Annotated in this window: 8 protein-coding genes and 1 pseudogene; all 9 read left to right on the plus strand. The window is 40.9% G+C overall.

The features are described 5' to 3' along the window. Positions 1-25 precede the first annotated feature (25 nt). The 9 genes and pseudogenes from BKM32_RS14275 to BKM32_RS14315 all read left to right on the plus strand — a co-directional run bounded on the left by BKM32_RS14275 (position 26) and on the right by BKM32_RS14315 (position 11,993). Positions 26-601 carry a TMEM175 family protein gene (locus BKM32_RS14275; protein WP_076664540.1) on the plus strand — a complete coding sequence of 192 codons (576 nt, stop codon included), beginning with the start codon at positions 26-28 and terminating at the stop codon, positions 599-601. A 214-nt stretch (positions 602-815) separates the two neighbouring features. Continuing rightward, on the plus strand, positions 816-3,134 hold the full coding sequence (locus BKM32_RS14280; RefSeq protein WP_076664542.1) for an arylsulfatase: 2,319 nt from the start codon (positions 816-818) through the stop codon (positions 3,132-3,134). Between the two features lie 151 nt (positions 3,135-3,285). Continuing rightward, positions 3,286-4,161, plus strand: a pseudogene (locus BKM32_RS14285) (pirin family protein); the annotation flags it as partial. Positions 4,162-4,185: 24 nt separating this feature from the next. Continuing rightward, positions 4,186-4,470: a GNAT family N-acetyltransferase gene (locus BKM32_RS16600; protein WP_256385859.1), complete on the plus strand. Its 285-nt coding sequence runs from the start codon at positions 4,186-4,188 to the stop codon at positions 4,468-4,470. 103 nt (positions 4,471-4,573) lie between these two features. Beyond that, positions 4,574-6,892, plus strand: a complete 2,319-nt coding sequence (gene eutB, locus BKM32_RS14295) for an ethanolamine ammonia-lyase subunit EutB (protein WP_076664544.1) — start codon at positions 4,574-4,576, stop codon at positions 6,890-6,892. 48 nt (positions 6,893-6,940) lie between these two features. Beyond that, positions 6,941-8,224 (plus strand): APC family permease, encoded by a 1,284-nt coding sequence (locus tag BKM32_RS14300; RefSeq protein ID WP_076664546.1) that lies wholly within the window; start codon positions 6,941-6,943, stop codon positions 8,222-8,224. 62 nt (positions 8,225-8,286) lie between these two features. Next, a complete protein-coding gene (locus tag BKM32_RS14305) occupies positions 8,287-8,766 on the plus strand; it encodes a hypothetical protein (protein WP_076664548.1) in 480 nt (159 codons plus the stop codon). A gap of 86 nt (positions 8,767-8,852) precedes the next feature. Next, positions 8,853-10,565: an amidohydrolase gene (locus BKM32_RS14310; protein WP_076664550.1), complete on the plus strand. Its 1,713-nt coding sequence runs from the start codon at positions 8,853-8,855 to the stop codon at positions 10,563-10,565. Between the two features lie 27 nt (positions 10,566-10,592). Next, complete coding sequence (locus BKM32_RS14315) at positions 10,593-11,993, plus strand: alpha-amylase family glycosyl hydrolase (RefSeq protein WP_083702202.1); 1,401 nt, start codon at positions 10,593-10,595, stop codon at positions 11,991-11,993. Positions 11,994-12,085: the final 92 nt, after the last annotated feature.

Raw genomic sequence — 12,085 nt, forward strand, 5'->3', positions numbered from 1 at the left:
ATCAATCCAACACAAAAATACATCCATGACTACCAACAGATTAGAAGCCTTTAGCGATGGTGTTCTAGCCATTGTCATTACTATTATGGTTTTGGAAATGCAAGTACCGGAAGGTTCCAGTTGGGAGGCCCTAAAACCCGTACTCCCAAAATTCATGTCGTATGTCTTAAGTTTTATCTATTTGGGGGTGTATTGGAACAACCACCACCATTTATTTCAGGCTATGGAAAAAGTAAACGGCAGTGTTCTGTGGTCTAATTTATTTTTATTGTTCAGTTTGTCCTTGGTGCCTTTTACTACGGGATGGATGGGTGAAAACCATTTTGACACTTACCCTGTTGCTCTTTATGGTATGAACCTCCTGTTGGCTGCCATAGCCTTTTTAGTTTTGGAAAAGGCGGCTATTAAATTTGAAGGTAAAACTTCCAAAATTGGCAAGGCCCTTTCCGGAAACAAGAAAGAATACGCTTCCCTTGCTTTGTACCTTGTAGGTGTGGTAGCCTCATTTTTTATTCCTGTAATTGGAATCCTATGCTATGTTATAGTCGCCATTATGTGGATCATCCCAGATAAACGTATTGAAAACTCCCTTCAAAATTGAACAAAACACAAACTTAACACGCTGATTAACAGTAATAAACATTTTTTTGTCTTCAAATTATTTTATCTTTAGGAGAAATTATTCTCCCAAATAAATTCAGAATCAATTTATTGTCACCTACGCAATCAGCTATGGGAGTTCTTGAATGATGCTAATACTATCAACAAGACTCCATTAGCCAGCCCGATGTGTATTTTAATTAAATAATTTCGAGATGAAAAGAATTCTATTTATTCTGTTTGCCCTTATTGTTGTTTCACCCTTGCAATCACAAGAACAAAACAAACTTCCCTATGACGACCCTGAATTCCATGGAAAAATTGGGCGTACTTACAAGGATTCCAAAATGGATTGGCCTGAACTTCCCTCGCCTCCCAAAGGAGCTCCCAATGTGGTCATAATCCTCTTGGATGATGTTGGTTTTGGAATGAGCAGTACTTTTGGAGGCTCCATCCCTACACCTAACCTTGACAAACTCGCTGATAATGGTTTGCGCTACAACCGTTTCCATACCACTGCCATTTGTGGTCCATCAAGAGCCGCTTTGATTACCGGTAGAAACCACCATAACTGTGGAAGTGGTTTCCTTGCAGAATGGGCTACAGGATATCCAAGTTACACCACTATGATTCCTAAAAGCACCGCTACTGTTGCTAAAGTTTTGAAATATAATGGCGTGAATACTTCGTGGTTTGGCAAAAACCACAACACGCCTGATTGGGAAACCAGTGCGGCAGGGCCTTTCGACCGTTGGCCAACAGGATTGGGGTTTGATTATTTTTATGGTTTTAATGCTGGTGAAACCCATCAGTACTATCCCGTTATTTTTGAAAACACCGTTGCTGTGGAGCCCGACACTACTCCAGAAGAGGGGTATCATTTTATGACGGACATGACGGATAAGGCTATTAGCTGGATCCAATTGCAAAAATCCATTTCGCCTGATAAACCCGTCTTTATGTATTTTGCCCCTGGTGCCACGCATGCCCCTCACCATGTTACCAAGGAATGGCGTGATAAATTCAAAGGCAAATTTGACCATGGTTGGGACAAGGAGCGTGAGATTGTGTATGAACGACAAAAGAAAATGGGGATTATTCCTGAGGATGCGCTACTTTCTCCTCGTAACGACTCCGTTCCTACTTGGACCTCAAGAACCGCGGAAGAAAAAAAGTTTTACAGCTTGTTGTTTGAAAATTTTGCAGGCTATCTCGCCTTTACCGATCATGAAGTAGGCAGACTGATTGATGCCATAAACGAATTGCCAGATGCCGATAACACCTTAATTATTTACATTGTTGGCGACAATGGAGCCAGTGCCGAAGGTGGCTTAGAAGGCACCATTAATGAAGTAAAAGGACTCAATGGAATTTCCAGTTCCATTTCAGAAAACTTGAAAAAAGCCGATGAAATTGGCGGCCCCACTACAGAGCCCCATTTCCCAGTAGGCTGGGCTTTTGCGGGGAACACGCCCTTCCCTTGGGTCAAACAGGTAGCATCCCACTTTGGAGGCACCCGCAACCCCATGGTGGTCTCTTGGCCAAAAGTAATCAAGGATAAAGGAGGTATGCGCTCGCAATTCCTTCACCTTATAGACGTGGTGCCCACCATTATGGAAGCAACGGGTATTTCCTTTCCTGACTATGTAGAAGGTGTCAAACAACGCCCCATGGATGGAAAATCATTCTATTCTACCTTTACGAATCCAAAAGCACCAGAAATTAGAACGACTCAGTATTTTGAAGTTTTTGCCAACAGAGCATTGTATCATGACGGTTGGGTAGCAGCCCATCAGCACACCTTCCCATGGCGACAAGATCTTGCCCCAGGGTTTGAAAATGAAGTATGGGAGCTTTACAATGTCAAGGAGGATTTCTCTGAAGCTGTTAATGTAGCCGAAAAATACCCAGATAAGTTAAAGGAACTTCAAGCCATATGGGAAAAGGAAGCAGAAAAGTACCATGTATTCCCATTGGATGATCGTGGGGCTGCAAGGTTGGCCGTACCCAAACCCTCGCCGTTGGGTGATCGTACCAAATTCACCTATTATGAAGGCGCTACGCGTATTCCTGAAACCGCAGCACCGAACACCAAAAACACCTCGTGGACTCTGGAAGCGATGCTGGAAACCACTGCCAAAGAAAAAGATGGTGTTATAAATGCTATTGGCGGCCTAGGTGCAGGCTACACACTTTATGTAAAAGACGGTTACCCTACTTTTATTTACAATTTCTTTGAATCGGAAGTCACTACTATAAAATCGAACAAGAAACTTCCCGATGGATTGGCTTCTGTGAAGGTAGACTTTAAATACGATGGTGGTGGAGCTGGAAAGGGCGCCAATGTTACTTTATATATCAATAATGAAAAAGTGGGGGAAGCCAAATTGGAACACACCGTTCCCGGAAGGTTTGGAATTGACACTTTCGGCATTGGTGAAGACACGGGATCTCCAGTAACAGAAAATTACCACCCACCCTTTGCCTATGAAGGTAAAATCGTGGAAGTCAACATCGACATTGCACCTAAATAACATATTAACAGTAAGTACATTCCATAAAGGGGGATTGCAGGTTCCAAAAAAAATAGCCACCTTTAAACTAATTAGGTGGCCATTTTTTTTTGACTGTATTTCAAATAAAAAATCACCTTAATCCATCCTTCAATACAAAACTCATGCTACCATGTCCAACATTCAATTGATTATAGAAGAACGCGCTGCCGATATCGGTAATTTTTTAGTGGGAAGGCTTTTGCCTTTTCGCCAAAAAAGAGCCGTGGGACCCTTTGTCTTTATTGACCATATGGGACCGGCTGAACTTAAGGACTATCAAAATTTGGACGTACCACCGCACCCACACATTGGCCTCTCTACCCTCACCTATTTGTTTGAGGGCGCTATTTTTCATAGAGACAGTTTGGGAACGGCCATGGAAATACAACCTGGAGCGGTTAATTGGATGACGGCGGGGAAAGGTGTGGTTCATTCAGAAAGGACTCCAGACTACTTGAGAACAACGGATAAAAAACTCCACGGCCTTCAAATTTGGGTAGGTCTTCCTAAAGAATTGGAACAATCGGAACCGTCTTTTCACCATATTGAGGCCTCCGACATCCCCTCGTGGGAAGACAATAGTATTCAAATCAAGCTTATTGCAGGCGAAGCCTTTGGCAAAACATCACCTGTGCCGGTTCACAGTGCCCTGTACTTTTTAGAGTTAAAAAGCGGCAATGGGCAAATGGTATCGATTGGCAAAGATCTTTATGGGGAATCCGCCCTTTACATCTTGGAAGGGAGCATTAAAAATGATGGCCACCAATATGGTCCCAAGCAAATTTTAATTGCCAAAGACAGTACCTTATGTGCTTTTGAAATGGAAGCCAATACTACCGTGTATATTTTTGGAGGCACCCCATTCCCTGAAGAACGTTTTATCCATTGGAATTTTGTGAGTTCAAATAAAAACATTTTAGAGCAAGCAAAAATCAATTGGAGTGTGCAAAATCTTGAAGCCTTTCCAAAAGTGCCTGGAGATAACGCAGAATTTGTGCCCCTACCTATTTACGATAAACCAAAGGTTGTTGTGAGCTTTATAAGAGAAGAGCTTGACAAAAAGGGAACATTTACCATTTTTGAAAATGGCATCCCCGCAGGAGAAATGACCTATGTTTGGGCCGGTAAACACAAATTCATTATTGACCACACCGAAACCTTTGAAAAGTTTTCAGGCAAGGGCTACGGCAAACAATTGGTGCTAAAAGGAGTGGCATATGCCAAATCCAAAGGGGTTAAAATCCTGCCTCTGTGTCCTTATGCCAAACGAGTGATGGAACAGGACGAAAGCTTACATGAGATGATTTTTAGGTAGAAACTGAGCACAAACGGGTTTTAAATAATCCCAATCCATTCTTATTTCGGAAATTACTTTGAAATTAAGTATCTTGGTTATTCACTAAAAATTCCGTGCCGCTATGACCAGACAAGAATTTTTAAAACAAGCAGGTATTACTGGAGCCTCCCTATTATTGTTGAATGGCTCTCCTATCCTAGCCTCTGATTCTAAAACGACTCTTTCTGGCCCAAAAGCCCCTAACATTGAACAACCCCAAAAGGATGAAGACGTTTTTGGATACATCAATAGGATTAAAGGAACTTTTGACATTACACTTTACAAACAGATTTTAGGGGCCGCAAATGACTTCAAAGAAGGTGACCAAACCCTAAACATAGCTGCAGCCAATGAACAATCCAGGATTCATGCCAGACAATTACTAAGTAACACCACTATCAAAGAGCTTTCAAAACACAATGTGTTTCAAGATGAACTATCAAACTTGATTGTAACCTCACTCCCTACCAACTCCAAGGTCGATTCCTGGACTATGCACCAGCTCAAAGAATTTTTGCTACACAGTAGCGAAGACGATATTAAAAACATCATGCCAAGCCTTAGCAGTGACACCATAGCCTGTGTGGTAAAATTAATGTCCAACGACGAGCTCATTACCATTGGAAACAAGGTGTTTAATCCGCTGCCCAACAGTAACATCGGAAGTAAGGGGTATATGGGCGCTCGTGTACAACCCAACTCCCCCACAGATAATACCGAAGATATTTCATGGCAGGTGTTTAATTCTTGGTCTTATGCGGTTGGTGATGTGGTGTTGGGCACCAATCCTGTCTCCAGTGACCCCGAATCTGTAGCTGCTATTGAAAAAACCTTGTTTGACATTATTTCAAGTTTTGGTTTGGAAACTACCATCCCAAACTGTGTGCTATCCCATGTAGATGTGCAAGCGGAAGTGGAACGTCAACATCCAGGAAGCACCGGCATCTGGTTTCAGAGTATTGCCGGCACAGTGAGTGCCAACAATACCTTTGATGTTACTATTGATAAAATGCTACAATATGCATCCCTTCGCAATGGGCATTTTGGATTTTATGCCGAAACAGGACAAGGCGCCGATTTCACCAACGGCCATGCAGAAGGCTTTGATATGGTGATGCATGAATCTCGGAAATATGGTTTCTTGAGGGTTTTGAAACAAAAAATCAGTGCTTTAAAAGGAGATAACAACTCCTGGGTCCATGTGAATGATGTCGCTGGATTTATTGGTCCGGAAGTGTTTAGAACCAAGGAACAATTAGTCCGCTGTTGTCTAGAAGATACCGTGATGGGCAAACTTCACGGGCTCACCATAGGATTGGACATCTGCTCCACCCTGCATATGGATGTGAATTTACAGGATTTAGACTGGTGCATTTCACAGGTCATGCCTGCAAATCCTGCCTATTTAATGGCACTTCCCACCAAAAACGATCCTATGCTGAGCTATTTGACTACGGCCTTCAATAATCATGTCAGAATTAGAGAAGACTTTGGTTACAAAGTGAATGATGCCATGTGGGACTTCTTTAAAAAATTAGAAGTTATCGACAAGGAAGGACACCCCACGAAACATTTTGGAGATCCTATCTGGGTGTATTATAAATACCGACAAGCCAAGAACGACACTAGATCTTTGGAGGTTATTTATAATGAAGGTAAAGATGCCATTGAACGTATAGAAAACCGCGGTGTCCCTATTGCTCAGGGTTACGGCAAAAACTATTGGGATTTAAAGCCTGAACTGGAGAAGCAAGTACAGTATTTATATGATGATGCCAAGGTCAGTCTATGGACTGAAATGCAACCTGAGTTTGTACAAAGCATTCCAGCATCATTAGCCATTGCTACGGCCTCCCATAATCGAAAAGATTACGTGTACCATCCAGAATCGGGTGAAGTTTTAAACCCCGATGCCATACACCAGGTTAACTCCCTAAAAAATACTTGGGAAAGCCCTCCAGACATTCAAATCATCATTTCAGACGGACTTAATGCCAGAGCATTGATGGATGAAGGCCATTTGATTCCCTTTTTGGATGGATTGACCAAAGAACTGAAATCACAGGGTTATAGCCTAAGCAAGCAACCAATCATGATTACCAACGGTCGTGTCCGTGCCGGATATGCCTGTGGAGAACTTCTGTTTGGCAATACATCCAATGAACCAAAGCCTCATGGTATCGTCCATATCATCGGGGAACGCCCAGGCTCGGGCCACCATAATTTTTCGGCCTATTTAACCGTTGCCCCTAATTCGGTATGGCAAGATAAGGGCTCTGTAGACCACAATATATCCAAGGTGGTTTCAGGCATCTCCGATACAGCGCTCACTCCTCAATTAGCCATTACCAATACGGTGAATATTTTGAATGCCTTATTTCTTACCCAAAAAACGGGGTAACATCCCTTAAAACAGGATCCAAGTAATGTGCAACCATGACACCTCTATATGAACAAAAAGATAGGCCTTAAAGAAGCTATTTCCATTGGTATTGGCGGTATGGTTGGTGGCGGCATTTTTGCAGTGTTGGGTCTAGCCGTAAGTTTGGCAAAAGGCGGCACACCAATTGCCTTTTTATGGGCAGGACTGTTGGCCTTGATTACCTCCTACTCTTACGTAAAACTCTCCCTGCACTATCCTGACCGTGGCGGTACCGTAAAATTTATCAATCAAGGGTTTGGGAAATCGGTGTTTAGTGGTGCGATGAACAATCTATTGTGGGTAAGTTATATCATCATGTTGTCTTTGTATGCCTCGGCCTTTGGATCCTATGCGCCTAACCTGTGGCAAATCACACATGATAAAAGCCTCGATTTTCATATTTATGCTAGTGGCATTATTGTGTTGGCCACGGCCATTAATTATTACAGTATTGCTGTGGTTGGTAAAATTGAATCTTATGCCGTCATTATTAAACTGATTATTCTTATCGGGTTTATTGGTATTGGGGCCTATGGTTTAATGGAGAATCCCAATATCGAACAATTGGCCGTTGCCAATTGGGAACCCTTTATCCATTTATTTGCAGGAGGTATGGTCATTTTTGTGGCTTATGAAGGTTTTGAACTGATTGCCAATGCTGCTCCAGATATTGCCGATCCTAGCCGCAATATTCCAAGGGCTTATTATACTTCAGTCATTTTTGTGATTGTCCTATATGTCATCATTGCTTTGGTTACAGTGGGTTCGCTACCCTTTCAAAATATTGCCGAGGCCCAAGACTATGTACTGGCCGAAGCCGCCAAACCCTTGTTGGGACAAGTAGGCTTTACCATCATTACCATAGCAGCCTTGATTTCGACCTTTTCTGCCATTAATGCCTCTCTTTACGGTGGTAGTAGGGTGAATTATGAAATTGCCGAAGATGATGAACTACCACACCACTTTTTAGCTAAATTCTGGAACCACCCTATTGGGCTGCTCATCACCTCTATAGCAACTTTGATTCTGGTGAATGTTTTGAAATTGGAAAGTATTTCCACAGCTGGCAGTATGGGGTTCCTATTGATTTTTGGAATCGTTAATCTGACGGGATTTAGATTGGCTGAAGACACGGGAAGTAATAAATTCATTCCTTTAATTGGTTTTGTTTTGTGCATGACCGCCCTTGTGGTACTCATTCAGCAACAGTATCGCACTAATTTGCTTGGCATTTTGATATCCTTTGGAATTATTGCTGGCTGTTTTGTGATGGAATATTTGTTTAAGCGGTCTGAGAGGTCTAGAAACTGATAGCTTTATAAAGCACAAAAACAACTATATTTATAAAAGGCTTGACATTAATTTAAAATTGGATGAAACTAAACTCAGTACTTTTTATTCTTATAATTTCAATTAGTTGTAGAGGATCAAAACATAAAACTGAGATAGATAAAACATATACTAAGATAATCAGTCAAAAATTCAAAAACACTGATTCCTTAGAAATCGAAATAATATACAAACAATTATCAGGATGCGTAGATTTAAATTATGGTCGAATCTATATAACACAACGGAACAAGAAAATGTTTTTTTATCATTCATCAACGAATGAAGAATCTGAAACCGAGCATTTCTCAGGGTCTATTAATGGATTAATTGATTTAGTAATTGCTTTTGAAAGTGAAGCCAAAGAATCGAATTCAGGATGTGGCGGATATGCCAGTGGTACAGGATATGAAATAGATTTAAAAATAAATGATGAAGAAACAAAATTTGGATTTTGTAAAGAAGTTTATGATGGCTTGAACAAGTTAGTTAACCAAATGAAAATATTGAAACAAATAAACTAATATCAACACCATGTCCCCTTATTGTTTTGAGTTTTCCTCTCAAAGAAATCAAACAAAACCATTGCCTGCTGTAAAAATTATATATTATGAAACTAAAAATTTTTGGGGCTCTTGTTTTAAGTCTTGTACTTTTTTCCTCTTGTAAAAAAGAAACACCCGTAATTGATGGTACCGGTACCACAGTGTATTACAATGGCGATATTATAACAATGGAAGGCGACGAACCAAAGTATGCTCAAGCGCTTGTTGTTCGGGAGGGCAAGATTGTATATGTGGGAGAATCAGCAGAGGCGATGACTAAAGCAGGTAAAGGACATACTATGATAGACTTGGAAGGAAAAACATTGGTTCCAGGCTTTATAGATGGCCACTCTCATTTCAGCAGTTTTGGCGCTCAAGCTGTATGTGCCAATTTATTGGCTTCGCCCGATGGCAAATGCAATACCATTCCGGAACTTATATCGGAACTAAAAGGCTGGTATAAAAAAAATGGAGTGGACAAAACCAATGGTTGGATTGTCGGACTAGGTTTTGATGATGCCGCACTGCAAGAGAATAGATTTCCAACTAAGGAAGATTTAGATTTAGTTTCCACAGATTTACCTGTGATGGCTTGTCACATATCGGGGCATTTCAGTGTAGTAAACTCTAAAGGGTTGGAATTATTGAATATCACCAAGGATACCAAGGACCCCTCTGGCGGTATTATACGAAGAATGCCTAATAGCCAAGAACCCAATGGAGTTATGGAAGAGTTAGCGAGTATTCCCGCCATGTTAAAGGTATTAACACCAAGTTCTCCTGAACTAGGGGATTTTTTTATTGAAAAAGGGTTTGAATTAGCTACCAGTTATGGCTATACAACGGCTCAAGAAGGTCGGGCTATGGAAAACCATCTGCAGTTGGCCGATTATGCCAAGCGCGGAAAAATGCCAATTGACGTCAATTCTTATGTCGATTATATGTATCCTCAGTATATGGAAACCGAATGGTATGGCAAGGACTATAAAAATCATTATAGAATCGCTGGAATTAAATTAACGTTGGATGGCTCTCCTCAAGGCAGAACCGCTTGGAGAACTGTGCCCTATACTTTACCTCCCGATGGACAGAATGCAGATTACAGAGGTTACCCTGCCATCCCTGATGATAATGAGGTTGCGAGAATCGTAGATATGTCCCTAAAAAATAATTGGCAAATGCAAGTACACTGTAACGGTGATGCTGCACTTGACCAATGGTTGAAAGCACTTGAACCAGCAGTTGAAAAGTACGGAAACAATGATAGGCGTAACAGTCTTATTCATGGGCAGTTAATTAGAATGAATCAAATTGATAGTCTCAAAAAATATGATATTGTAGCATCCCTTTTCCCAATGCACACTTTTTATTGGGGAGACTGGTATAAACAAATTATAGATGAAGAAGCAGCCATGCACATTAGCCCTATCAAAACTTGTATGGATAAAGGCGTTCATGTTACCAGTCATACCGATGCCCCTGTTGCCCTACCTAATCTAATGATGATTATGCATACAACTGTTAATAGGGTTTCACGCAGTGGAGACATTATTGGCAAAGATGAACGTTTAACACCTTATGAGGCAATGAAATGTATCACATCTTGGTCTGCCTATCAATTGTTTGAAGATGACATCAAAGGGACCTTAAGTGAAGGTAAATTAGCAGATTTGGTGATTTTGGATAAAAACCCATTGAAGGTTGACCCTATGACGTTAAAAGACATTAAAGTTCTGGAAACTATTAAGGAAGGGAAAAGCGTTTATAAACGAAAATAACCATTGCCTGCTATTAATATCATCAATATGAAAAATACAGTCTACTATTTCTTTTTAATAGCATTTCTTACTGCATGTCAAAACAATGTAAAAGAAAACAAGCAAGAGACTATTACACCCAAAATTGAAGATAGGTATCAACCACAGGAATACGTCAAGCTCACTCATCCAGAATGGTCAAAGAGTGCCGTGATCTATCAATTAAACACAAGACAGTTTACGGACGAGGGTACCTTTGAATCGGCTCAAAAGCAACTGCCTCGTTTAAAGGAATTAGGGGTAGACATTATTTGGTTAATGCCCATTCATCCCATTGGTGTCAAAAACAGAAAGGGAACTTTAGGCAGTCCGTATTCGGTTAAAGATTATTACGGCGTCAACCCTGAATTTGGCGATTTACAGGACCTAAAACACTTTGTTGATGATGCCCATAAACAAGGCATGTATGTCATTCTAGATTGGGTTGCCAATCACACGGCTTGGGATAATACTTGGGTAGTTGAGCACCCCGATTGGTACGAGAAAGATTACAAGGGAGATTTTAGACCTACCCCATGGTGGGATTGGGACGATATCATTGATCTGGATTACAACAATCCGGAGGTTAGGAAAATCATGACGGACGCTTTGAAATACTGGGTTAAGGAAGCAGATATTGATGGCTACCGCTGTGATGTTGCTGGCTTTGTACCTGTAGAGTTCTGGAATAATGCCCGTGAGGAGCTCGATGCCATAAAACCCATTTTTATGCTGGCCGAATGGGAATTTAGAGATTTACATGCCAAAGCCTTCGACATGACCTATGCTTGGAGCTGGAATGAAACTGTCCATAAGATCTGTACAGGCAAAGCAGATGTTAATGGCCTGTATATTTACTATTCTTGGAACGAATGTGCCTTTCCTCAAAATAGTATGCGCATGACCTTTGTAAGTAACCACGATAAGAATGCTTGGGAAGGTACCATGTGGGAGCAATTTGGAGACGGTTTGGAAGCTGCAATTGTACTTTCTGTTGTTGGGGAAGGAATGCCCTTGATATATAACGGTCAGGAAGCTGGAAACAAAAAGAGACTGGCGTTTTTTGAAAAGGATCCTATTCAATGGCAAGAACACTATATAGGAGATTTATACAAGAAGTTGTTTGCGCTAATGAAAACCAACACGGCTTTATGGCATGCCAAATGGGGCACAACCATGATAAAAGTTCCCAATAATGCAGAAAGTGAAGTTTTTAGTTTTGTTAGGCAAAATGACAAGGATAAAGTTTTTGCCGTTTTTAATTTTTCAGAGAACAAAAGGACTGTAGAGTTTAAGGAATCTTTGTATTACGGGAACTACAAAGACTTCATTTCAAATGAACCTGTGGAACTCAATAAAAACACCAAAATTGAAATGGCACCATGGGCTTTTAAGGTTTTTGTGAAATAGTACAAAATATGGTGTACAACACTATTTCGAGTTTATTGCTTTCAGTTTTACTATCTTTAGATCTAACACACAAATCCAAAAAGATTTCCCAA

Source organism: Mangrovimonas sp. DI 80, assembly GCF_001975575.1.
Lineage (GTDB): Bacteria > Bacteroidota > Bacteroidia > Flavobacteriales > Flavobacteriaceae > Mangrovimonas_A > Mangrovimonas_A xylaniphaga.

Coding starts and splice junctions, on each gene's coding strand:
- BKM32_RS14275 (WP_076664540.1), top strand. CDS start 26: ATGACTACCAACAGATTAGAAGCCTTTAGCGATGGTGTTCTAGCCATT.
- BKM32_RS14280 (WP_076664542.1), top strand. CDS start 816: ATGAAAAGAATTCTATTTATTCTGTTTGCCCTTATTGTTGTTTCACCC.
- eutB (WP_076664544.1), top strand. CDS start 4,574: ATGACCAGACAAGAATTTTTAAAACAAGCAGGTATTACTGGAGCCTCC.
- BKM32_RS14300 (WP_076664546.1), top strand. CDS start 6,941: ATGAACAAAAAGATAGGCCTTAAAGAAGCTATTTCCATTGGTATTGGC.
- BKM32_RS14305 (WP_076664548.1), top strand. CDS start 8,287: ATGAAACTAAACTCAGTACTTTTTATTCTTATAATTTCAATTAGTTGT.
- BKM32_RS14310 (WP_076664550.1), top strand. CDS start 8,853: ATGAAACTAAAAATTTTTGGGGCTCTTGTTTTAAGTCTTGTACTTTTT.
- BKM32_RS14315 (WP_083702202.1), top strand. CDS start 10,593: ATGAAAAATACAGTCTACTATTTCTTTTTAATAGCATTTCTTACTGCA.